The sequence below is a fragment of the Clostridium vincentii genome (assembly GCF_002995745.1).
In the GTDB taxonomy this organism is placed as follows: domain Bacteria; phylum Bacillota; class Clostridia; order Clostridiales; family Clostridiaceae; genus Clostridium; species Clostridium vincentii.
The window spans coordinates 19,944-45,592 of the sequence record NZ_PVXQ01000021.1 but is presented as its reverse complement, the minus strand read 5'-3'; the positions used below and the strand labels follow the sequence as shown (position 1 = coordinate 45,592).

Here is a 25,649-nt window from a genome sequence, read left to right as displayed (position 1 = left end):
TATATTGTTTTTAATATAAATTAACATCTGAAAATTCCACTTTTATCGTTTCATTTATATTTTTCAGGTTACTAAGAGGCAACATATTTTCTTGTCCCATTTCTTTTGTAGGAAGTAAAACTGTAAACTTACTTCCTTTCCCTAATTCGCTTTCAACAGATATACTACCGCCATGTAATTCTACAATAGACTTAACTAAACTTAATCCAATCCCTGTGCCTTCTGCATTTCTTGAGAGAGATTTATCTACCTGCTTAAATCTATCAAATATTATCCCCAAGTTTTTGGCTTTAATACCAATCCCATTATCTTTTACTGATATTTCAACAAATTCATCTTTATCCTTAATATCTACTAATATCTCATCACCAGGATTTGAAAATTTTATTGCATTTGATATAAGATTTAATACTATTCTCTCTATCTTCTCTGGGTCACACGCAATAATTTTTTCTTCTGTATCAGTATCAAAAATAATATTTAAGCCTTTAATCTCAGTAAAATTAGTTACAGACATCACTATTTCTTCTATAACTTCTACTATATTATTATTTGATAAATTCAATTCAAAGAAACCTGCTTCAATTTTTGATGAATCAACTATATTATTAATAAGCTTAGATAATCTATAGCAATTTTTCTTCATTGATTCTATATATTTAATAATTGGCTTCTTATTTTTATCTAGCGAATCACTATTGCAATACATGCTAAATAACTGAACTACTGAGTATATAACATTTAGTGGAGTTTTAAGTTCATGGGATATATTCGCAAGAAATTCTCCCTGTAATTTCAATGTGTTTTCCATGACTAAATTAGAATTTGTTTCAGCTGTAACATCTATTACTACAATTAATATCTCTTGTATTTCTTCATTTACTTCAAGAATAGGTTCAAGGATAATATTCCAATATACCTGTTTTCCATTTATTAAATGACTTTTTTTATTCAAATATTTAGTTTTCTTCTCTTTTAACACTTGATCAATATACTTGTGATATTTACTTATATCAAATGGTTTTAACGGTTTATATAAATCTTCAATGGTACTTCCTTTTAATTGATCCATTGATATAATATCAGGCTTTAGCGACTTAGTTATACTAAATGCCTTCTTATTAATACCTACAATTTTTAATTCTGGGCATGATACCCTAACAACAGGCAAATCAAAAGTATCTATTATTCTGTTCATTAATTCATACTTGCTTATGATAACTTCTTGCTTATTAAAATCATCTGTCATATCTCGACTACAGAGCACCCCTAGAGCAAATTTTTCTTTCCTATCATAAATAGGTATTCCACTAACATCTAATTGTAATGTTTTGTGTGGGAAATTTATTACTGTTCTCATATTTTTAAATTTTTCACCCCTCATAACTCTACAAGCTGGGGTATTTTTTAGGTCAATTTTCTCTCCATAGATATCATGAATTTCAGCTTTGGTATAGCCATCACTTACCTTGTCTAGATATTTATTTGAATTAGGATACATCTCTTTTGCTGATTTATTAAATGATATAAACCGTCCTTTTTTATTGAAAATAGAGATAGCATTAGATATATTTTCTATGATAGATTCAAGTTCATTTTTTTGTTCCTCTATTATCTTATTTTTGGTCTCTATATTTTGATTTTTTAAAACTCTTTCCGTAACATCAATAGCAGTTGCAAATATATATTTCATCTTTCCTTTTTCAAATATAGGTGTTTTCCAGGAATCAAAATAAACTATGCCTCCTGCAAACCTATGAAATTCAAATTCTTTTATGTGGCTAGTCTTTTGTGTTTTAAGAACATCATTCCAAACAACTTCAGATTTACTTCCTATAAATCCAATTACAAGTTCACTAATATATCTACCTATACTATTTCCTTCTCTATTAAAAGGCGGATACATAAAATTAAGATATTTTTTATTAGCCTTAAGTAATATTAAATCAGGGACACTATAAATAGCTGCCCCTGAAATGTTATCCATAAATGTTTGTTCCACAAAAATAAGCTTGTCCTCAAGTCTGGAATTTAATTTCTCAACAAAAGTGTATATTTTTTCGTTTATTTCTCTGCCTTGTAAAAGTGATATAGTCACTTCTCTTGGAGCATGAGACTTTGTGAATATATATCCTGAATACTTACTATCTATATTATCAATTGTAATTTGCGAATTAATTTTCAGCATAACCTCTATTTCTATAAGCGATTTACCTAGGACCTCATCTATTGTGAAGCCCGTTAAATCAATAAAATTTTTATTAACCTTTGTTATAATGCTATTACACGAATATAAATAAGCTTGTTTTATTCCGTTATTAAAAGTATTTTTCACTATATAGCCCCCATTTTTTTCTTTTAATTTAATCAAGCGCTAGTGCCTTTTTTTTAATTATCTATATAATGCTTACCTCTAATTAAATTACCTTAATAACTAAATTCTAACAAATATACTCATATTGTGCAAATTATTTGCTATTTCCCAAAATAGTAGAGGATCAAAAGATATTTGATATTAATTCATCAAAAAACACCAGTTATCTTAAGACGTCTCCACTATCTCCTCTTTGCATAATTAATTTTCTCTGGTATTATCATTAAACAAAATCATGGAAAAGTCTTTTTCCCTATTAGCTTTAGCTATCTTGTTAATTATATTATCCTGTGTCTTTGAACTCTTCTTTAATAACTCCCGTCTCTCCATATCAAACCTATAATCTCTATGTCCTAAAGCAATATTAGTTTTAATAAGTTCCATCTCATTGTCAATTTTAAAAATAGCAGCTTTTTTATCTCCCATAATCTTTACCCCTCTCAAATAAATACAGAATACACCCATTTCATTCATACAAGAATCTAGCAATTATTTACTTTATCTACTCTAATAATAGGTATATTCATTGTATTTTCTATCTAGTCATATTCTCTTTAAAGTTACTATATACAGGCTTTTTAGTATTTATCTACCTTTATCAATAATTTCCTCCTCCCCTTCATCAATGAAACGTTTCTGTTATAAACCAAGTATAGCGCCTATGTATTAATAAATGCAAGAGTTATTTTTCCATTTTTTAGTAATTAATATTGCATAGATGAAACTCCTGCTATATAATATACCTATAATGTAGAAGGAGTTGAACTTATATGCCTATTTTTCCTGAGCTAATAGAATTAATTAAACTAGCCAGAGGAACCCGATCTTTAACTAAGTTTGCTAAAACATGCGGTATAAGTCCAGGGAACTTATCTAAGATATTAAACAATGAAAACTCCCAAATTCCAACTCCTGCCACATTGAAAAAAATCGCACATAATGCACAAAACAATATAACTCTTGAACAATTAATGGTAGCAGCTGATTACATTCCAATAAATCAATTTGATAAAAAAGAATTTGAAGAAAATCTGACTACAACAGACAAGATATCATTAGACCAAAGGATGGACGAAATAAAATCTGAATTAGAAAACAACCCTTCAGCTTTTATCTTTAATGATGGCAGTGAGCTTTCACCTGCAGCAGTTGATAGTTTTCTAACTGCCATAGAATTTGCATTAGGTGTAGCAAAACTTACAAATAAAAAGAGAAATACAAAAAAATAAAAATAACAAAGATATATATCCTTGTTATTTTTTCTTCTTTAATTTATTTTCTGCATTATTATACCTTTGATTGATACCATGTAGTAACATCATCTTTGAGTCTCAGCACTATTTCTTTAATAGCATAAATGATTTCTTTAGCAAGATAATATATAACTCTTGCAACTAAAATACAAAGTATAATAACAGTATTCAAAATGAACACAGCAATACATTTAACTAATGCAAAAGTCTTTTTTAAAATCAATATAAATAAGGTACTAGTCTTTTTAATTGTTACATTCTTTGCTTTTAAGGTAGTAACAGAGTCTTCTGATTCTTTAGGTTCTTCTACTACTTTTACTTCTTTAGTCTCATTGGTGCGATCTAACCTGCAATCAATCTTAATTAAGGCCTCACGCACTTTACCATATACTTCATTATACTTAGCATTCATGATACCTGAAAATTTAGTTTCAGATATTTTTTTTGCACAAGCAGAAGTAAATTCAGAAACTTTTTTCACACAAATAACTGTATATTTTCCAACTTCTTTTGCACAAATAATAGTATATTTCCTAATTTTCTTTCCACAAATAGCAATATATTTCCCGATTTTCTTTGCACAATTAGTAAGCCCTTTGCCAACCAGTTCCTTAAATTTAGTCCATTTAGTCTCTTTATCTATCTTATCAGTATGATCTTCCTCTATAACTTTCTCCATCCTAATCGTATAGTCTTCCTGTATCTCTTCTTCCTCTGTGATAGGGTAATCTTCCTCTATAATTTTTTCCATTTTAACGGTGTACCCTTTATCTTGATCAACATCAGTATTATCGTTATTATTCTTATTCATTTCAACCTCTTCTTTAGACATATTTTTAGCTAAGTCCCCTTTTAATTAGTTATTACTTTTAATCGTGTACTATATTATGTTTCATTTACATGCTAATCATAACATAACTTTCACCATCTACCTTGTTATGCTTGAGATTTCACCTAATCCTAATCTAAATGTACAAAGAAAAACAATCGGTAAAAGTGACATACACTTTATCCGATTATTGCTTTTCAATATTATATCTTCAATTCTTGTATCTTTCTATAAACCGCTTCTTCATCATCACTATTTAATAAATATTGAACAAAAACTTCATCTTCTATCAATTTCATTATTTGAGTTATTATTTCAATATGACTTTCTTTATCTATAGTCGCTAAAGTAATAAATAATCTTACATTTTTATGGTCACCTAATTGTATAGGTTCTTTAAATGTAGTTATAGTAATACCGAAGGCAGTAACATCTTTACCTGGCTTTGCATGTGGAATTGCTATTCCTTCGTCTACTACTATATACGCACCTAATCTATTTACATTTTCTATTATTGCATCCACATAGTCATTCGATATAACTGCTCTTTTAAGGAGAGGTTTAGCACTTAATCTTATCGCGTCTCTCCAGTCACTAGCTACTAAATTTAGTTGAATATCAGAAACCTGTAAATATTCACTCAGCTTTATACCCTTTTTAGTCTCCACATTTAGAAAGTCATTTAGATCTTTTATAAGCTTGTCTTTATCTGTTATTATACAATTATCAGATATTATATTTAGTATATCTTTTGTTATTCCTGTATTTTCTTGTTTAGGCTTATAATCTAAAATTTCTGTTAAAATATTTATATCATCCCTGCTAAATGTTGGAGATATTACAACTGTTGGAACTCTGTAATTCTCATCTATTTTTATCGTAGATATTATAAGTTCTATATTTTCATTCTCTAAGTATTTATCTATTGTGTGTATGGCGGTAACACCTATTACATTTACATCAAAATTCTTATTAATTCTAGCTTCGAGTAATCTTCCAGTTGCAAATCCAGTTGAACAAACTATTAATATATTTCTCACCTTAGATGTTTTTTTGCATCTTTCCAAAGTGGCACATATATACATAGCTATATATCCTAATTCATCCTCACTTAACTCACAATTATATTTTTTCTCTATAAATTCACAACAACGTTTTCCTAAATTAAATTCATCTTTATAATTTGTTAATATCAGATCCATTATAGGATTTTTTGTCTTTACTTTAAATTTCAATCGAAATATTAGGCCTTTTAAATGATTTAAAAATGATTCAAATGTCTTCATATCCATACTAAAGGATTCCTTGTATTCTTTGTTTATGTTAATAATAATTGAATCTGCCATTAGACATGCTTCATAATAATCTATGGAATTAAATATATCACTATTGTTATTATTGCTACAGGATAATATTCTAGTAACTAAATAATTAATATCTTCTTTATCTATATCAATCCTGAATTTCTCTTCTAATTGTTGAACTATTTTATATGCTGCTAAGAATTCTTTCCTATAATCATTTTCTATTACATTATAAAAACCGCTATTGGTATTTGTTTTCTTAATTTTAGATCTATTTATTATAATAAATAGATTTATTACAAGGCTCATGAAATCATCATCTGAAAATGATCCAAACTCTTCTTCTAAGGCCTCTATTATTCTTTTTATGTAATCTATATTATCTGTAGATAGATCTGTACTCTGAATTTTATTTAAGATACTCGTATTTTCTCTACAATAAATTTTCTCTAATATTTCTATTATATTGTAATCACTATTAGATATTAATAAATTAGTAAGTGCATGTCTAATATCCTTTTCCTCTCCCACTATAAGAATTCCCTTGTTACTATATTTATTTATAGCTATAGTATAATTTTTTAACCAGTCTCGTGCCCTTTTTAAATCAGACACTATAGTACTTTTACTAACAGATAATTTTTCTTGCAAAATACTATAAGTACATTCTTTTTCTGAACTTAATAATTCATATAAAATCATTCCAACTCTCTCATCTGTAGATAAAATATATATCTGCGTATTTAAGTTATTAATTAAATATAATATCTTATCCTTTTCCTCTTTACTAATAATTAATTTTAATGGAAAATTAGGTCTTTTAATTACCGGGCTTATATTGTTCTCTTTTAAAAAATCATTTATTCCATCTATGTCATATCTAATCATTCTATTAGATATAGAAAATCTATTTGATAAATCATCAACTGTTATTAATTCTTCAGAATTTAACAATAATTCTAATGTTTCAATACATCTACTATTTAACATTAAATACCTCCTAACCAAGTTAAAGCAAGGATTTTACACCTTGCTTTAAATTATAATTTTCTTACCTTAATTTTCAATACTGTTATTATTTATTACCTCTGATTTTGTTTTCATAAAATTAGGAACAATTACTACTAATATAAGTATACCTAATAATGCTAATACTCCAAAGTTACCAAAGAACTCATATAACTTTCCAATAGTTATACCTATAACACCAAAGTCAAAATCTCCAAATGTTGTATTCTGAAAACCTAGGCTTCCAAGTACCGGTAATAACAATGCTGGTATAAAGCTTATTAAAAGACCGTTTACAAAAGCCCCAATTGCAGCACCACGTTTACCACCAGTAGCATTCCCATATATTCCTGCGGTTGCTCCACAGAAGAAATGTGCAACTAGTCCTGGAATTATTAATACTCCTCCAGCAAATCCGATGAGGACCATACCTATAACTCCGCCTATAAAGCTAGCAACAAAACCAATAACTACAGCTGTTGGTGCATATGTGAAGAATACTGCACAATCAACTGCTGGAACTGCATTTGGAATTATCTTTGTTGCAATTCCTTGGAATGCAGGTAATAAATCTCCTAATATCATTCTAACTCCTGCATAAACAATAGTCACTCCTACTGCAAATTTCATTGCTGACATTAATGCAAATAAGATCATATTAGTTCCACCAGATAATTCGCCTACAACTTCAGGGCCTGCAGCTATTGCAGCAACTACGTAAAACACCATCATAGTTAAAGCTGTTGAAATAGTTGTATCTCTTAAGAAACTCCATTCTTCAGGAACATTAATTTTTTCTGTATCATTTTCAGGATTACCAACTTTTCCACCTATCCAAGCAGAAATATAGTATGCTAAGCTACCAAAATGACCCATAGCTACATCATCACCATCAGTAACCTTTAATGTATACTTCTGCCCTATTGCAGGTAATATAGCACTTATTATTCCTAAGAAAGCTCCACCTATAGCAACTAATACCCCACCTGTAAATCCAGCTGTTTGTAAAACTGCTGATAATAAGCAAGCCATAAAGAAACTATGATGTCCAGTTAAGAATATATATTTAAACTTTGTGAATCTAGCAACTAAAAGGTTTACTACTAAACCAAGTGCAAGTATTGACATAGTTTCAACACCAAGTATTTTTTGTGCAACTGATACTATAGCTTCATTATTTGGTATAACACCAGTTATATTGAATCCTTTTTGAATCATTTCTCCTAATGGATTTAAATTAGCAACTATAAAATCTGCTCCAGCTCCTAACATTAAATATCCTAGAATAGGCTTTAATGTTCCAGTCATAACTTTATGTGCTGGTCTTTTCAATGCCATTAGTCCTATAAAAGCCATAATCCCCATTAATAATGCCGGTTGACTCAAGAAATCCTTTACAAAGCTTAAAATAGATTCCATATTCTATTCCCCCCCATTTATTATTTCGTATTTCAACTTAATAGCGTCTAAAACATCTTCTTTTATCTTTTTCTTATTTATATAGCTTCTTACGATCTCAGTCTTATCAGCTTGAAAATGAACTGCTAATTCTTTTACTGTTACGAACATATCACACACTTTTCCTGTGGCAGCAGTAACATCACAAGATTCCACATCCACTTTTATGTTTTCCTCATCACATATCTCTTGTATTTTCATGGCAAGCATAAGACTACTTCCTATCCCATTTCCACATACAGTTATTATTTTCATTTTCGTCACCCCTTTTATTTATTCTTTTTATATACTTTTATAATTAAATCAATTAATTCCTTTTTTGTTCTACATGTATCACATTTTTCTATTAATTCACTATCATCTAAAATGCAACTCAAGTCCTGTAATAAGTTTATATGTTCTTTGCTATCTTTAGCACAAATTGAGAAAATTAGCTTTACTGGATCAAACCCTTCATTTCCAAAAGGAACTGGCGTCTTTAATGTTATAACAGATATGCCAAGCTCCTTAACCCCAGCTTCTGGTCTTGCATGAGGCATTGCTACTCCAGGTGCCATAACAATATATGCTCCCATTTGCTTAACTGTATTAATCATGGCATCTACATACATTTCCTCAACTTTACCGTCTTTAACTAGTAAATTTCCTGCCGCTTTAACTGCATCAACCCAATCTATAGCTTGGACATTTAAATCAACTATTTCTTCTTTTAATAATTCTTCTATCATAATATAATCCTCTCTATTCTAAAATGGAAAATCCTAAACTATTTGCATCCTTAAAGAAGTCATTTACAGTATCTACAGAATACTCGTTTAAGTCTTTTCCTAAAAGATTATTTTTCTTAAGCAAACTATTTTGAACTGTTATTATGTGACAGCCTACCTCTTCCGCTTGGAATATATTATACACCTCTCTACAGCTTGCCCATAGTATTTCCACATAAGGATATTCCTTTGACATCTCAACAGCTTTCTTTACTATTTTACAAGCATCTACTCCTGTATCTGCGATTCTGCCTGCAAATATAGAAATTATAGCTGGAGTTTCTTTATTTATAATTTTCAAAATATTTTCTACCTGTTGTAATGTGAATACTGCAGTTATATTTACCTTAACGCTAGAATCATTTAATACTTCGATAACTTCTCCATTAAAAACTCCATTTGTATCGACAACTGGAATCTTTGTATAAACATTTTTTCCCCAACTATCAATTTCATTAGCTTCCTTTATCATATCTTCCTTACTATCTGCAAAAACTTCAAATGAAACTGGCATATCTTTAATGTTTTTTAAAACTGATTTAGCAAAGTCTCTGTAACTAGTAACCCCTGCACTTTTCATTAATGAAGGATTTGTAGTAAATCCTTTTACCAATCCTTTTTTATACTCTTCAACCATTGATTGTAAATCCGCTCCATCTGCATATACTTTAACTTTTAAATCTTTAATCATTTAAAATTCCTCCTCTAATCTGTTTCTTTAATTTATTATATGATAATAATGCCGTCTGTAAAAGTTCTAATCATTTCCCCTATAGAGGAAATAGAAAACATCAATGATATTGAACAATAGTAGTTATATTCTACGAGGCAAACTAGTTAAGATATATACTAAATTTAGAACAAAAAAATTAGGAATAGTATGTGAAATAGCTTTATCTGCTACCCTATTGTATAATAGGATAAGTTATAAAATTGGTCATAATATAATAACTACAGCTTCTATTTTCATGATTGGGGCGTTTTAACCTCTTTAAGATTATTTATAAGGAAAGATTAAAATGTATAGCGAGATTTTGCTATACTTATTATTAAAACTAATTTAGGTAGGTGATTATTATGTCTGAATCTACAGTAACAGAAAAGGCTATTGCTTCATCCTTAAAGAAGTTAATGGAAACAGTTCCTTTGTCAAAAATTTCTATTCGAAGTATTACGGGCAACTGTAACCTTAATAGGCAAACATTTTATTATCATTTTAAAGATAAATTCGACCTTGTGAATTGGATTTATTACACTGAAGTTACAGAATGTATCGCTAACTGCAGGCATTATGAAAATTGGACTGATGGAATGCACCGAACCTTGTGCTACCTAATAGAGAATAAATCCTTTTATATTAATGCACTTAACACACCTGGTCAAAATGCTTTTGATGAATATTTCTTTGAATTTAGTGGCGAACTTATTATGGGAGTTGTTAATGATGTATCATTAGCGAAGAATATTTCAGAGGAGGATAAAGAATTTCTTGTGGATTTTTATACCCATGCTTTTGTAGGTGTAATCGTTCAGTGGATTAAAACTGGCATGAAAGAGTCACCACAAATCATGGATTCCAAGATTCAAAACGTTGTTGAAGGCAGTTTGATTGGTATTTTATCTAGATATTAATAGAGGTTATCCTGCAGTTTCTTTTTATGGAAACCTGGAGGATAACCTCTATTAAATTATTTTAATAGCATAGATTTAATTGCACCTATTTCTTCGCGAAGATTATCATCCTTCATCATTTCAAGTGCAGAATTAAGTAGTACACGTACATCATTCTGTCCTTTATAAATAGGTGTAAGTCTTTTATTTAGATTTAGGAATTTATAAACAGCAATTTGTGCACCTCTTACAGAATAATCCATAGTAAATACCACATCATCTTTTATTTCGCAGAACTGTCCAAGTAATGCTAAGTTAGTTGAACCTTCTGGAATATTTTTAGGCCTATCACCATTTACCCTAGTTAAAAATTGTGCTGTTGTAAACGGTAATATACATGGTATACAAATAGATGTTTTAATAATTTTCTTCATATCCTCTTTAAAGTTTAGATGATATAATACCTCAGATAATATTTCCTCACCAGTACAATCTACCATTCTTTTCTTTATAAAATCACCTTTTGCATATGGGAACAAAGAATAGCCCCATATAATTTGTATTTCATCAGGTTGACTAAGAAAATGTGGTTGATTATGCAGAACTATTGTCATGAGCCATGAAGAATCTCTAAATGTCATATGAGCCCCAGTTCCTGGCTGATTACCTGAAAATTCTATTATTTTTTTATACATTGTTGGATCTTTAAGTGTTACTGTGAAAGACTCCCACATTGACTCTTCAACACGTTCATCAAAAACCTTTGGATTACCAAATTCAGGACGTCCAACAGCTATTTTTTCCCATAAATCCCATGCTCCACCTACGTGTTTATCATTAATTACTGGAGCTGTAGTCATTGATCCGAGACTAGTACCAGCTGTTAATGAACCGATAGTAGCAAAAGCAAGGTCTCCTTCTCCCACTTCTATTCTAGTTTCTTTTCCATCTTTTATACATTTGAATGCTGTAACTGTAGTTTCAGTATCTGATGGTTTAAATTCTAAATCAAGTACTCTACAGTTTAATTCAAAATTGACACCTTGCTCTTTTAACCATTTTGTCATAGGTAATAACATTGAATCATATTGATTGTATGGTGTACGACGTATTCCAGATAAATCACTTAAGCGTGGTAATTCTTGTATAAACCTATGAAGGTATCTCTTGAGTTCAACCGCACTATGCCAAGTTTCAAATGCAAAGAGTGTAGTCCACTGAAGCCAAAAATTTGTTTTAAAGAATGCTTCTGGAAAACACTCTTTAATAGTTTTTGTGCCCAAAGAATCTTCAGAATTAATCATTATATCCATTAATGCCATTCTATCTTCGCGGTCAAGCCCCAAAGTTGACACATCTAATATGTTAGCATCATTATCTATTAGTCTAGCTTTTGCATGAGTATGTATTTTTTTATTAAAAGCATTAAATTCATCAAGTATTGAAACTTTAGGATCAGTTAACGAAGGAATACTTTCCATTATTCCAAAAGTACAAGTATATGCTTCTCTATCAAACATTCTTCCACCACGGATTACATAACCATCCTCAGTATTACCATTTCCATCCATACTTCCACCTGTGATGTTTAACTCTTCATATATATGAATGTTTTTTCCTGGAACATGTCCATCTCTAATTAAAAATATTGCAGCTGCCATTGATGCAAGTCCAGCACCAACCATATAAGCATTTGTTTTTTCTACATCAATTGTTTGATCAAAATTAAATTTCATTTTTAAAGCCTCCATTTGAAAATATACCATAAGCTATGAACCTACAGAAATTTTTATTTAACAAGTTAATTGCTTGCTATATGTATAATATAAATCCAAACAAAGGCAATTAGTACAATCAATTTTGCTGAACTGTCTTAAAACCATACACACTGCTTATATTATATAAATAACTAGGTATAAAGAAAACCAGTATAATTAAAAATTATACTGGCTTTGTCTACAACCTGAAATATTAAGCTCCCTCTAGTGGCACTTAATATTTATTACTATTTTTTTAATTCTTTATGCCAAACAAAAAACATGAAGAAGGTGTAAACATATTGAACAACAAATTGTATTATTTCCGGTTTTGAATACCAACCAAATAAAACGTAAAGTGGAAGTCCTATTATACCTTCTTTGTGGTAGAATATAGTTTCTGAAACGTCGAAAGCTTTAGTAAATATAGGATTTGTACTTTCAATAATATTTAGGGAACTTAAGGCAGACAATCCTTCATGAATGCCGTAACCTAGCAAAAATCCAGCTTGTAAGATTAAATATACTAAAGTTATATTAAATAATATCTTTAAATTTACCTTTATTAAAGAAAAATAAATTAATATGGAGAAAAGTAATGCTGCAGAAATACCTGTAAGTATTGATAGTAAAGTATATTTACCAGCAAAAACAAATATAGCAATTTCAGCACCTTCACGAGCAACCATAAGGAAGGTAATACTAAAGATCCCTATTGCTGAAAGGTTAGATTTAACTTGATTTTGAACTTCCGTAACCATATTTCTTCCATGTTTTATCATCCAGTAGATAAAACTAGTTATTAATATTAGTGCGATAATACTTGCTGAACTTTCCCATAGCTTAGATACTTCATCCATTTTATTAACAGATTTTGATATTAAAAATAAAATGCCGCCAATTCCTAGTGAAGCAAAAATTCCTAATAAAGCTCCTGAAAAAGCATTTTTTCTAAAACTAGTATTGCTACTCTTTTTCAAATATTGAAGTATAATTACTACAATCAAGAAAGCTTCAAGGCCTTCCCTAAATCCCATAATTAGTCCTGGTAAAAAATTTTCCATAAATATTGTGCTCCTTCTTTTGTATGCTATTGATTATTGTTATCAGTTCATTATAAATGGCAACTATAATTTTGTCAATATATATATCATATGTTTATTTGAACAAAAAAATGTGGAAGCTACAAATATTGTAGCTTCCTTTCCTAAAAAAAAGATATTATAAAAACCCCATAGTATCTGGAATCCATAGGCCGACTTAACTTGCTAATTGTTTTTTAGGGAAGTATGATTTTTAAGATCTACCCCACTTCTATTTCTCAGATACTAAATTCATTAACCTCATTAAATCTTCCATACTATTTAACTCTACTTCAATATCAACAGATGCTTTTTTATCTTCAAGTCTAATTGCAGTTACTGTAATTAAATCCTTTAGATCCTCATCCTCTAATATAATCTCATTATCTGAGGGCTGAACATCAAAAAACATAATCTTATTATCTTTAACTTTATTTAAAATACTTTCTTTATCTAAATCAATTTTTCCAAGCTTAGCATCATTTAAAACAAGTTTTGATTTGCCATCTTCCATTTCTGACTTCAATAACAAACTTATTTCAGTAGGAAAGTATTTCAATACTTTTTGAGTAGCATATATTTCTATCGTATTACTCCCAATAATTATATCTGCATCATCTACATTTCCCATCTTCTTGATTTCTGGTAAAATCAAACTTTTTAATTCATCTTCTGTTAAACTAAGTGTTGTTTGAATTTTTTTATTCTCAAGAGAGAAATTCTTTGGCATGGATTTTAATAGCATATCATTCACATCAAAGGATTCTGTTTGAGCTGTATCTTCTTTGTATTCATGTACTGGAAACAGAATAACCATGTATACAATAACCGCTATGGCAACTACCGCCACAAGGCCTAATAATATTTTAATAACTTTTTTCAAATTAAATCACCTCTATAAAATAAATTTTGATTAATTACTATAATAACATATATTCTTATTCATCGCCGCCATTTGATAGCCCTGTCTTTACTATTGTCACTTATCTGAATTTTATTCTAAAGATTATATATCTTGAGTAAATGTAAAAGCAACAATCGCGTCTAACCATAATAAAGTATGCCCCCCTTTCTTTAAGGGGGGCATACTTTATTATATGTTATATACCACAAAGAATAGTTTACCTATTCTAATGAATAAATATCCAGACTAAATTGTAATTAACTCATATTCCTTGCTACCAAGGCCTATCTTTACAGCATAGTCAATTGCAACTTTCCAATCTGTCTCAGGGCTAACATCTGTAAAATGATCATTATGTTTACATCCATGCGCATCAAGAAGACTTCCTTTAATTACAGGCTGTTTGTTTACTGCATCTGCACAAGCAACATCAAGTGCAACCGGGTCAAAAGATGCAAACATACCAACATCAGGTACAATAGGCACATCATTTTCCGGATGACAATCACAATATGGGGATACATCAATTACTAAACTAATATGGAAGTTTGGACGTCCATTTAATACAGCCCATGAATATTCCGCAATTTTTTTGTTCAATATATCATTAGACTCATCTGAAGCAGCCTTAACAGCATCCATTGGGCAAACACCTATGCAACGTCCGCAACCAACACATTTGTCGTGGTTGATGGAAGCCTTTTTATCTGTTATTGTAATTGCACTATGTGCGCAAGTTTTAGCACACATGCCACAGCCAACACATTTGTCCTGTGAAATATTAGGTTTTCCACTACTGTGCATCTCCATCTTTCCTGCACGTGAGCCACAACCCATACCTATGTTTTTTAATGCACCACCAAAACCAGTCAATTCGTGACCTTTGAAATGATTCATAGTAATAAACACATCTGCATCCATAATAGCATGACCTATTTTTGCTTCTTTTACATATTCTCCACCAACAACTGGAACTAGAACTTCATCAGTTCCTTTAAGTCCATCTCCAATTATTATTTGACAACCTGTTGAAAAGGGGCTATATCCATTTTCATAAGCAGAATCCATATGATCAATGGCATTTTTTCTTCCACCTACATATAAAGTGTTGCAATCAGTTAAGAATGGTTTACCACCTAATTCCTTAACAATATCTGCTGTCACTTTAGCAAAATTCGGACGCAAAAAAGCTAAGTTTCCAGGTTCACCAAAATGAATCTTAATAGCTGCATATTTTTTTTCGAAATCAATTTCACTAATTCCTGCTGTTTTAATTAGACGTCTTAATTTCTGCAACAAATTTTCCTTAGATGTTGTTTTCATACTAGTAAAATACACCTTTGATTTTTCCATATTAAAATACCTCCAAGATCTTTATAAATTAATTAAAATCTATTTAATTTAATTATATCCCTTAGAGTTAACACTAAGTCAAATTTTTATTGCTTGATATTCTCTAATATTGTGACATTAGTCAAGTTTGCATCGATACTTCCTATTAGCTCTGATATATCGCCAATAGAATCAATTGTCATCCTATAAGCAGTTATATCACTGCCAATGTTCATATGCCCTGGAGATATTTTTTGCTACTTTAAAATCACAAAGCCTGAAGTTTCCTATATCTTCTTATCTTCTTATCTTGTTATCAAGATATCATCTTATCTTCTTTTCAAGATACCTTCTTATCTTCTTTTCAAGATACCTTCTTATCTTCTTTTCAAGATATCATCTTATCTTCTTTTCAAGATATCTTCTATTCTTCTTGCCTCTTTTGAACTAAATATAATAAACCTTAACTGAATCGAAGATAATGCAGTCCCTTCTATGCAAAAAAAACACCAGAGAAAATCTCTGGTGTTTGGTACATTTATATATGTATTTATATTATTTACCACAACATTTTTTATATTTCTTTCCACTTCCACATGGACATGGGTCATTTCTTCCAACTTTAGTCTGACTAACCTGTACACCGGATTCATTTTTTAATAAATCACTTAGTTCTGCTGGCGTATATCCTCTATTTGACCATACCCTTGTATGATTATGCCAAGCAACATACAATTTCATAAAATTATTCCCATCCTTCAGATCATGGAAGGTAACTCCAAACTCATCAATCAAGTTCATAATTTCACTTGTACTAGCTTCAAATACACAAACAGTTTCCATTTCAAAAAGAATATCATCAAGATCTACATCATCTTTAATTTTCTTCCTCAAGTATTGTTTTACCGCCTTATAATAATCAGAGTTAACATCAACTATTTCATTTTCATACATATCTATTTCTGATTTTTCAGGCATGTAATATGGCTTATTCTTCGCCTCATCTAGTAAGTTTTCATACTCACTGTTATCAGAAAAGCCTCCATCTATCAAGTATTCTCCTTCTGTAAAAAAGAACCCAAGACGATCTTGTGCTTCTACTAAAAAGTCTTCTAGTTCTGAAACATTCAGTGCTTCCTCATGATACTTATTCCAAACTGTTAGGAACTGCTCCCTTTGATAAACTCCATATAAGTTATTTAAACTTTTCGAATATTTTAACATTTCCTGATATTTTGCATTCACATTCATTTTTTCTTCGTCTTCTAAGAGCTCTGCTAAATGTACTCGTATTTCATCCGGAACTACTATATTGAATTCTTTCTTACCCTTTGTTGTAAATAAATACATCCATCCTTTATATCGATACTTAAGCATATCCGTAACGGTGTCTATATCATCGGTTTTCACCTTATTTGTACAAAATGTATACAACCTTTTAATTTCATCAATATTTTCATACTTTAAGTCATTACATAACAATTCTACGATGGCATCTGCCAAAGTGTCAATTACAATAGCCTTCTTTGCCCTTGTATTTGTAATTCCATAACGAATGGCAATATCAGATAATTGTGGCTTTGTATAAAAACTCAAGCATAATCTAATCTCTTCCACCGGCTGTGCAAAAATCATTATCTCTTTTCTCAATTTAGTATATTCATCATTTATTAAATCCTTCATCTTCTACCTCTTTTCTCTAATCCTATATATTATGTTTTTTCATTAGTTGTTTTATATTTTACCACACCATTTACAATCTTGCATAATTACGTTGTTTATTAACAATTCTAATACATCATTTTATTGTAAATCGGCACTTCGGAAAATTACTACAGCCTTTAAATTGGCCATACTTCCCCTTCCTTAATAGTATTTGGCCTCCACATCTTGGACAAATATTACCTTTTATTTTATTATTCTTTTCAGATACATTCTTGTGAATTGCTTCCACATGAGATTTCCTTGTATCTTTACTATCAACATTTAAAGAAATTAGTTTTCTATATATTTGTTCTTTTCCTAAATTATTTATTGTTTTACTATTGTAATTCCTAATTGTCTTAAGTAGATTGATAGTATAAACTACATCTGTTTTAACTGTAACTTTCAAATCAGCATTTGTAGTAAACGCTACTATGGAAATATAATTTATATCTGGTATATCCCTTAAAACTTCTTTTAAAGCTTGGATATGCCCATAATTCTGTTTTATTGGATTATACAGCTTTTCTTTACGCTTATAAATTGTCTGTCTCCAATAATCATCATAGTCATTTCCAGTAATCCAGCCTTTATAATTTTTAGTTTCTATAACAAAAATACCAAAGTTAGATACTATGATATGGTCTATCTGGGTAGTTCTATTACCCACTTGTAGCATTATATTGTTTATTACCTTATAGTTTGTATTATCAAGACCTGATAATATAAGTGCTACAGATTTCTCACCTAAAACACCCTTAATTTTAGGCTTGAAGATGTCTAATATGGCAATTACTATCATTATGAGGATTATGTACCAGAAGTTTTTTAGTAATTCAATTATTGTGGGCATGTTGTGAATTCTCCTTAACTGCACTAATATTTTATAGCTTCTCTTAACAAGTTCACTATGTTCATACAATCTTAAACGACACTAATGATGGGCAGTTAAACAGGATTACTCTGTCCACAGCTCTTATGGTTTCATTGTACTAATAGCCTACCACTATCTAGTAGTTCTTAATTGAATTAAATCTTTTCTAAAAGCTCTATTCTTTTTACTATTATTATCTTTTAAATTTAATGGTGGTTCATAAGTATTAATCAAAAATAATTCAAACTCCATAGGATTATCAATTATAACGAAATGCATTACTAAATTATTCTTCATCCAATTTGATAGCTTCTCTTCATGTTCAGCAATAAACTTATATTTCAAGTTGTTTGCTTCACTCTCATGCTCTTTTTGAAAACCAAATAGTACTCCTAAGCTTTTCCTTAATGTAGATGTTCTAGCTTTTCCACTAAAATGATTTTTATAATCTCTTTTCCTTAGACTCTTGACCCTTGAAGTTGGTCTACCTGCAATTCCTACATAAATAACAGGTAACTCATTAATATGTGAATAATCTAATTTTTTCATTTTTGAAGGTAATACATCAACACCTTTTACACATATAAGATAGGCTCCTGCTGTATCTGGTAATTTAGTTGGCAAGTCTGTTTCTGGTAAAAATATATTTCCTACTAATTCATTTAACAAATCTTTAGAATCCATACTAAACCTCCTTTTTAATCAAAACTAGCAGCATTTAATAAAAGCCATTTTATTATTGTATATATCAAAGTTACTTACCTTCTTTTTTAGATATCCGAAAATTCCGGATGATTGAACCCTTATTTATGGTGTGGTTCATCATATCAATCCAACTATAATTCTGTATATTTTTTGCTTGTACCTTTTGCCTTTTCAACTGGATATTTATTCTCATTTTTATCTATTTTATTATTTATTATATCTTCTATCTTTACGCCTAAAGAGTCAGCCATATATAAGCAATATATAACCACATCAGCTAACTCTTCACTAACTGCATCCTTATCAAAATTATTATTCCACAAGAAATTCTCTAAAAGCTCACCACTCTCAATACTTATTGCCTTTGCTAAGTTCTGCGGTGTGTGGAATTGTTCCCACTCCCTATCACTTCTAAATTTTCTTATTCTCTTTTTAATATCCTCCATTGTTCTATCCCCTTTCTAATCTAATAATCATATTAATACAATTATATCTCATTAATTACTTTTTATAAAATAATATAATTCTCATATTTTTATTTATGCACTTAAACTTTTCCTTTAATATTTAATATTAGAAAAATTTACCCAATAGTTATATAATGAAGGTATAAATAATTTTCTAGGGGGAAACATGGGATTAATAAAGACCTTTGATTACAAAGAAGAATTTTTAGATGAAATAAAGAAATATAAGTATGGTCTTAACTGGCCTGTTGTTTATATTCTCAGAGATAATAATGAGGCTTATATTGGAGAGTCTACAAGGGTTTATCATCGTAGCCACGAGCATTATAAAATTGATATAAGAAAAAAGCTTACTTTAATTGATATTATTTCAGACGCCGATTTTAATAAATCTGCAACGTTAGAAATTGAATCTCTCCTAATTGAACATATGTCAGCTGATGGGAAATATGCTCTTCAAAATGGTAATGGTGGTCTTAGTAACCATAACTATTATAATCAAGATAATTATAAAAGAAAATTTGATCTGATCTGGGATGAACTTAAAGCAAAGGGTGTTGTGATTAATGGATTATTTGAAATACGTAATAGTGATTTATTTAAATATTCTCCATATAAAGCTCTTACTAATGAACAATCTTTAGTAGTATATGACATTGTGGATAGTATTCTAAATGCCGAAAAGAGTAATCACTTAATTCAAGGAGAGCCTGGAACGGGCAAAACTATTGTTGCTATTTATTTAATGAAGTATTTAATGGAGTTGGAAGAAACTAAACATCTTAAAATCGGACTAGTTATTCCTATGACATCATTAAGGTCAACATTAAAAAAAGTTTTTAAAACTGTTAAAAGTCTAAAAGCAAATATGGTTTTAGGTCCATCTGAGGTTGTTGGTAAAAGTTTTGATATTCTTATTGTTGATGAAGCCCACCGTTTAAATAGAAGAGTTAATATTGTAAATATGAAATCTTTTGATGACTGCAACATAAAGCTAGGTTTAGATATTAAGGAAGGGGATCAACTAGATTGGATCAGATTATCATGTAAACATATGATATTATGCTATGATAAAAATCAATCAATAAAACCTTCAGATGTAAAGCCTGAAAAGTTCGAAAAAATTAAATTTAAAAAGCATATAATACAATCTCAAATGAGAGTCTTAGCTGGTGAGGACTATATCGAATACATACAGAATATTCTGCACCAAACTCAAAAAGAAGCTAAAAAGTTTGGTGAATATGAATTGTTTATATTTAATAATATAAATGAAATGCACAAAAGAATAAAAGACCAAGATGAAAAATTCGGATTATGTCGTATGATAGCTGGTTATGCTTGGGAATGGAAATCTCAAAAAAATTCAAGTGAATATGATATCATCATTGAAAACTCTAAATTCAAATGGAATTCTAAAATAAAAGATTGGATCAATTCACCTAATGCTTTAGAAGAAATAGGCTGTATTCATACAACTCAAGGTTATGATATTAACTATGCTGGTATAATTATTGGAAATGAAGTAACCTTTACTAATGGCGAAATACAAATAAATCGTGATAATTATTATGATAAGAATGGTAAACGAACCATTAGTGATCCTGAAGAACTTAAAAATTATATATTAAATATATATAAGACTATTTTAACAAGGGGAATAAGAGGAACCTATATTTATATTTGTGATAGTGAATTAAAAGAATATTTCAAAAACTATATTGCTACGTATAGCTCAGATCTTGATGTTGACTTTAAAGATATTATTGACTCTACTATAACTGAAAAATCTAAATAAACTAAATAAACTAATCACTGGCCTTCTTTATAATGTAATAATTCAATCTATAAAACATATAAAAACCCACCATACTCCAGAAGGTATGATGGGTTTTTACTTACTTATTTAACTTTAAAAACCACTTATCTAGCCCTAACAACCTGCCTAACAAATATCAAATTTCTATTCTGAATCCCATTAGCCTGAACAAACCAGCCAACAGTATGATTATTTTCCCATGTGTTGATTCATTCATGTTTGCCTGTAGCCCTAGAATCCAAAATTACTATTAAAGTCCCTACAAACTCATCTAAACATATCATCTACAGATACCGTATTTCAACCACTCCTATCCTCTCAATAAACCCCAAAGCAATACTGAATATACTGGCTTCTATTCCTATCAATTTCAAACCCTTGCCTTTAAAGTTCCTCCAGTATAAATTTATCTATCCCATAAGGACTTTTAAGCTTATCTAGTAGTCCCTTGGTCATTTTAACTTCATACTTATCTAATGATATTTTAAAATTATTTTTATCTCTCTTTTCTAATTTAACTTCATTATTTTCGAATTCCCTACTTAAAATATCTACAACTCTATTAATAAATTCCTCTGATTTTAAATTCTTTGCCATATAACTCCTGTTAATTCCTGATGTATTCAATACAACCACTCCCTCATTTAAATTTTTACAAAACAAAAAATCTCCTTACCTAAAATAAGAAGATAGTAATTCACTATTTTCACCTCCTTATCGTTTTTAGCTGAACCACCTTACATAATGCAGGTTGGTATAGGGTCATAGAGCTAAATCTCTACCCTAAATCTTCATAGATTGATGTTTAATTTTTACAGTTTTAGTATATCATATTAATTGTTATAATACTATACTTTCATATAATTTCCCAAGTAAAAATCCCCCACATATGTTATAATATTTACAAAAACCGCCCCCACAAGGAAGTGTAAGTATGGCAAATTTAATTAAGATACAAGACAGTATAACTTCTAAATCTATAGAGATAAACTCTAATAACAAACATCCCATTGCCAATGATATTTTAAAGGCGAATGAAACCAGCTTAATAGATTATTTGGTAGACTCTAATTTAGCACTTAGACCTAAACTTCTTATTAATGATTATAAAAAAGGAAATAAAGTTTTAAGTGATATTGTGTCTGAACTTACAAAATGTAATGAGTTCATGTTATCTGTTGCATTTATTACAAGTAGTGGCGTAACTCCCCTTTTAGAAACCTTTAAACAATTAGAACAAAATGGAGTTAAAGGCAGAATTCTAACTACAGATTATCTAAATTTTAGCGAACCAAAAGCATTAAAAAAGCTTTTAGAGTTTTCTAATATTAGTATCAAAATGTATTGCAAAGATAATTTTCATACTAAAGGCTATATTTTCAAACACAGTGATCATTATGACCTTATTGTTGGTAGTTCTAACTTGACTCAAACGGCATTAACTAAAAATAAAGAATGGAATCTAAAAATATCTTCTTTAGAGGAAGGCTCTTTAACAGAAGTAGTGTTAAATGAATTTGAAGATATGTGGGATGATGCTGATAATTTGACTTTAGAGTGGCTTGAAACTTATGAGCAAATATACTTAAAGCAAAAGGAGTCTTTACGACAAAGTAGTGTTCCAAGAATTTCTCAATATGTCTTAAAGCCAAATAAGATGCAGGTATCTGCAATTCAGGCTTTAGACAATATAAGAAAAGAAGGAATTGAAAAAGCATTGTTAATTTCAGCTACTGGTACTGGGAAAACCTATTTATCAGCTTTTGATATTAGAAATTTTAATCCAAATAGAGCTTTATTTATTGTACATAGAGAACAAATTGCAAGACAAGCCCTAGATAGTTATAGAGATGTTTTTGGTGATACTAAAAGTATGGGCATCCTCTCAGGTAGTTCAAAAGATATACATAAAGATTTCATCTTCTCAACAGTGCAAACTTTATCTAAAGATGAAGTTTTATTAAGCTTTTCTGAGGATGAATTTGACTACATTATTATAGATGAAGTTCATAAAGCTGGTGCTATAAGCTATCAAAAAATTGTAGATTACTTTAAGCCTAAATTTTTGCTTGGGATGACAGCTACTCCAGAAAGAACTGATGAATTTGATATCTTTAAAATGTTTGATTATAACGTAGCCTATGAAATTCGTCTGCAACAAGCTTTGGAGGAAGATTTACTTTGTCCATTCCACTATTTTGGAATTACAGATTTATCTGTAGATGGTAATGAATTAGATGATAATACAGATTTTAAATATTTAGTGGATGACCAAAGAGTTGATCATATTCTTCATAAAATTAATTTCTATGGTTATTGTGGAGATAGAGTAAAAGGACTAATATTCTGTAGTGATAAAAAAGAAGCTAAAGAATTATCTGATAAATTTAATAAACACGGCTTAAGAACGGTAGCATTAACAGGAGATAATACTCAAAAAGAGCGTGAAGATGCCATTGTGCGCTTAGAACAAGATGAAGAGGCTAATTGTTTAGATTATATATTAACGGTTGATATTTTCAATGAAGGAGTAGACATCCCTACAGTTAATCAAGTTGTTATGCTACGGGCTACTAAATCAACCATAGTTTTCGTACAACAATTAGGGCGTGGTCTTAGGAAAAATAACGCTAAAGAATATGTAGTTATTATAGATTTTGTTGGAAATTATAATAGTAACTTTTTAATTCCTATCGCACTTTCAGGTGACAAAACCTATAATAAAGATACAGTTCGCAAATATGTCATGGAGGGAACTAGAGTGATTCCAGGCTGCTCTACTGTAAATTTTGATGAGATTACTAAAAAGCGTATTTTTGAATCTATTGATAAAGCTACTTTTAATGGTATTAAACTTATTAAGGAAAACTATATCAGTTTAAAACAGAAGTTAGGTAGAATTCCTAAATTAAATGATTTTGATCTGTTTGATTCTATTGACCCTATAAGAATTTTTGAAAATAGTAGCTTAGGTTCATATCACAAGTTTTTAACAAAGTATGAAAAAGAATATACTATTCAACTTAGCCCTGTCCAAGAAATATTTATAGAATTTATTTCTAAAAAGCTTGCTTCTGGAAAGCGTGTCCATGAATTAGAAATGATTAAATGTGCCATGAATTATAATGTTGATCTAATATTTAGGCTAAAACATATTCTAAAAGAAGAATATGGTATAGATTTTAAGGATAGTACAGAGATATCAGTAGTTAACGTACTAACAAATCAGTTTCCTAGTGGGACTGGTAAGGACACATATAAGGAGTGTATTTTCTTAGAAAAACATAACTTAGACTATAAAATCTCAGATATTTTTATGGAGAGCCTGAAATACCCAGACTTTAAGGAAATTGTTGTAGAACTAATTGAGTTTGGTATAGTTAGATACAAAAAGTTTTATAGTGACCGTTATATGGGTACAAGCTTTCAATTATATAATAAATATACCTATGAGGATGTATGTAGATTATTAGAATGGGAAAGAAACGAAGTTGCCACCAATATTGGGGGTTACAAATTCAATAAGAAAACCAAAACCTATCCAGTATTTATTAATTATGATAAAGCTCCAGATATTAGTGATTCTATAAATTATGAAGATAGATTTGAGTCTTCAGGCCAATTAATCGCAATATCTAAGCCAGGAAGAACTGTGAAATCTGCTGATGTTGTACAAGTATATACTGCCGAAAAAGATGGCGTTGAAATGAGTCTATTTGTAAGAAAAGATAAAAAGGATACAATATCAAAAGAATTTTATTATCTAGGGAAAATCACTGCTATAGGATCTCCTAACCCTACTATCATGAAAAATGTAAATAGGGCTGCAGTGGAAATTCAGTATCATTTATATACCCCTATACGCGAAGATCTTTTTGATTACATTATTTCATAAGATTATATAATATTAAAGAAGCCTCTATAATATAGAGGCTTCTTTCACAAGGAATTTTAAATTATTTATTTATTTTTAGATACTCATCCACAGCTTCTTTTGCTTTTTTATTATTTGAGCTGGGGGTGATATTTAAATACTTAAATTTCCATACTGATTGATAAGCATAGGCCTTCTCTGTTAAATCAGTATAGTCATAATCCATTTTAAATTTACCACTTTTGTTTACTAACAAAGTACAATTTGTCCATCTTTTTTCATCACTTAATACAACTCTTTCAAGTTTCAAAATCGTATTTATCTTATCAAAAGCACTCATAATATCGGTTTTTGAAATATCTTTTAATTTAAAGCATTGAATAAATTCTTCATCCTCAAATTTAACATAATATTCAAAGGAATAAGAACCTTCTCCAAATTCTCCATAAAAAATAATATCTCCCCATCCATCTGGAATAACTTTTATAAGTTCATTAATAATTAATTTATAATTGTTTTCATTCATT

At 29.7% G+C, this 25,649-nt stretch carries 23 protein-coding genes; 4 read left to right on the top strand and 19 right to left on the bottom strand.

The annotated features are described in order from the left end of the window. Positions 1–10: 10 nt before the first annotated feature. On the bottom strand, positions 11–2,335 hold the full coding sequence (locus CLVI_RS17870; RefSeq protein ID WP_242980651.1) for a PAS domain-containing sensor histidine kinase: 2,325 nt from the start codon (positions 2,333–2,335) through the stop codon (positions 11–13). 240 nt (positions 2,336–2,575) lie between these two features. Continuing rightward, on the bottom strand, positions 2,576–2,800 hold the full coding sequence (locus tag CLVI_RS10330; protein ID WP_106060050.1) for a hypothetical protein: 225 nt from the start codon (positions 2,798–2,800) through the stop codon (positions 2,576–2,578). A gap of 344 nt (positions 2,801–3,144) precedes the next feature. Here CLVI_RS10330 and CLVI_RS10325 point away from each other — a divergent pair, with 344 nt between their 5' ends. Further along, complete coding sequence (locus tag CLVI_RS10325; RefSeq protein WP_106060049.1) at positions 3,145–3,603, top strand: helix-turn-helix domain-containing protein; 459 nt, start codon at positions 3,145–3,147, stop codon at positions 3,601–3,603. Positions 3,604–3,661: 58 nt separating this feature from the next. On the opposite strand, the gene CLVI_RS10320 is transcribed toward CLVI_RS10325, so the two are convergent. From CLVI_RS10320 to CLVI_RS10295, 6 genes are all read right to left on the bottom strand, one after another. Then, positions 3,662–4,459 carry a hypothetical protein gene (locus CLVI_RS10320; protein WP_106060048.1) on the bottom strand — a complete coding sequence of 266 codons (798 nt, stop codon included), beginning with the start codon at positions 4,457–4,459 and terminating at the stop codon, positions 3,662–3,664. A gap of 200 nt (positions 4,460–4,659) precedes the next feature. Beyond that, a complete protein-coding gene (locus CLVI_RS10315) occupies positions 4,660–6,750 on the bottom strand; it encodes a BglG family transcription antiterminator (protein ID WP_106060047.1) in 2,091 nt (696 codons plus the stop codon). A gap of 66 nt (positions 6,751–6,816) precedes the next feature. Beyond that, on the bottom strand, positions 6,817–8,187 hold the full coding sequence (locus tag CLVI_RS10310; protein ID WP_106060046.1) for a PTS ascorbate transporter subunit IIC: 1,371 nt from the start codon (positions 8,185–8,187) through the stop codon (positions 6,817–6,819). A gap of 3 nt (positions 8,188–8,190) precedes the next feature. Continuing rightward, positions 8,191–8,481 carry a PTS sugar transporter subunit IIB gene (locus CLVI_RS10305; RefSeq protein WP_106060045.1) on the bottom strand — a complete coding sequence of 97 codons (291 nt, stop codon included), beginning with the start codon at positions 8,479–8,481 and terminating at the stop codon, positions 8,191–8,193. Between the two features lie 14 nt (positions 8,482–8,495). After that, complete coding sequence (locus CLVI_RS10300; RefSeq protein ID WP_106060044.1) at positions 8,496–8,954, bottom strand: PTS sugar transporter subunit IIA; 459 nt, start codon at positions 8,952–8,954, stop codon at positions 8,496–8,498. A gap of 13 nt (positions 8,955–8,967) precedes the next feature. After that, positions 8,968–9,684: a transaldolase gene (locus tag CLVI_RS10295; RefSeq protein ID WP_106060043.1), complete on the bottom strand. Its 717-nt coding sequence runs from the start codon at positions 9,682–9,684 to the stop codon at positions 8,968–8,970. A gap of 386 nt (positions 9,685–10,070) precedes the next feature. Here CLVI_RS10295 and dhaS point away from each other — a divergent pair, with 386 nt between their 5' ends. Beyond that, a complete protein-coding gene (gene dhaS / locus CLVI_RS10290) occupies positions 10,071–10,625 on the top strand; it encodes a dihydroxyacetone kinase transcriptional activator DhaS (RefSeq protein ID WP_106060042.1) in 555 nt (184 codons plus the stop codon). A gap of 56 nt (positions 10,626–10,681) precedes the next feature. Here dhaS and CLVI_RS10285 read toward each other — a convergent pair whose 3' ends face one another. The 9 genes from CLVI_RS10285 to CLVI_RS10250 form a co-directional block, all read right to left on the bottom strand. After that, on the bottom strand, positions 10,682–12,355 hold the full coding sequence (locus CLVI_RS10285) for an oleate hydratase (protein ID WP_106060070.1): 1,674 nt from the start codon (positions 12,353–12,355) through the stop codon (positions 10,682–10,684). 254 nt (positions 12,356–12,609) lie between these two features. After that, a complete protein-coding gene (locus CLVI_RS10280; RefSeq protein ID WP_207655357.1) occupies positions 12,610–13,425 on the bottom strand; it encodes an FTR1 family iron permease in 816 nt (271 codons plus the stop codon). A 250-nt stretch (positions 13,426–13,675) separates the two neighbouring features. Continuing rightward, positions 13,676–14,326, bottom strand: coding sequence for a hypothetical protein (locus CLVI_RS10275; protein WP_106060041.1), 651 nt, complete (start codon positions 14,324–14,326; stop codon positions 13,676–13,678). 267 nt (positions 14,327–14,593) lie between these two features. Continuing rightward, a complete protein-coding gene (locus CLVI_RS10270) occupies positions 14,594–15,700 on the bottom strand; it encodes a DUF362 domain-containing protein (protein ID WP_106060040.1) in 1,107 nt (368 codons plus the stop codon). Positions 15,701–15,786: 86 nt separating this feature from the next. Beyond that, on the bottom strand, positions 15,787–15,915 hold the full coding sequence (locus CLVI_RS17980; RefSeq protein ID WP_278320519.1) for a hypothetical protein: 129 nt from the start codon (positions 15,913–15,915) through the stop codon (positions 15,787–15,789). Positions 15,916–16,234: 319 nt separating this feature from the next. Continuing rightward, entirely contained in the window at positions 16,235–17,362 is a 1,128-nt protein-coding gene (locus CLVI_RS10265) for a YecA family protein (RefSeq protein ID WP_106060039.1), read from the bottom strand. Positions 17,363–17,477: 115 nt separating this feature from the next. Further along, positions 17,478–18,236, bottom strand: a complete 759-nt coding sequence (locus tag CLVI_RS10260; protein WP_106060038.1) for an NERD domain-containing protein — start codon at positions 18,234–18,236, stop codon at positions 17,478–17,480. A gap of 153 nt (positions 18,237–18,389) precedes the next feature. Further along, positions 18,390–18,941 carry a GIY-YIG nuclease family protein gene (locus CLVI_RS10255; RefSeq protein WP_106060037.1) on the bottom strand — a complete coding sequence of 184 codons (552 nt, stop codon included), beginning with the start codon at positions 18,939–18,941 and terminating at the stop codon, positions 18,390–18,392. A gap of 152 nt (positions 18,942–19,093) precedes the next feature. After that, complete coding sequence (locus CLVI_RS10250; protein WP_106060036.1) at positions 19,094–19,408, bottom strand: nucleotide pyrophosphohydrolase; 315 nt, start codon at positions 19,406–19,408, stop codon at positions 19,094–19,096. 187 nt (positions 19,409–19,595) lie between these two features. Here CLVI_RS10250 and CLVI_RS17690 point away from each other — a divergent pair, with 187 nt between their 5' ends. Further along, positions 19,596–21,227, top strand: coding sequence for a DUF2075 domain-containing protein (locus CLVI_RS17690; RefSeq protein WP_207655356.1), 1,632 nt, complete (start codon positions 19,596–19,598; stop codon positions 21,225–21,227). 405 nt (positions 21,228–21,632) lie between these two features. Here the strand turns inward: CLVI_RS17690 and CLVI_RS10240 are convergent, their stop codons facing one another. After that, entirely contained in the window at positions 21,633–21,845 is a 213-nt protein-coding gene (locus CLVI_RS10240; RefSeq protein ID WP_146127323.1) for a hypothetical protein, read from the bottom strand. A gap of 337 nt (positions 21,846–22,182) precedes the next feature. Here CLVI_RS10240 and CLVI_RS10235 point away from each other — a divergent pair, with 337 nt between their 5' ends. Next, the gene (locus CLVI_RS10235) at positions 22,183–25,143 is read left to right on the top strand and encodes a DEAD/DEAH box helicase (RefSeq protein WP_106060033.1); all 2,961 of its coding nucleotides are present in this window, start codon (positions 22,183–22,185) and stop codon (positions 25,141–25,143) included. 61 nt (positions 25,144–25,204) lie between these two features. Here the strand turns inward: CLVI_RS10235 and CLVI_RS10230 are convergent, their stop codons facing one another. Next, positions 25,205–25,648: an immunity protein YezG family protein gene (locus tag CLVI_RS10230; RefSeq protein ID WP_106060032.1), complete on the bottom strand. Its 444-nt coding sequence runs from the start codon at positions 25,646–25,648 to the stop codon at positions 25,205–25,207. Position 25,649 lies beyond the last annotated feature (1 nt).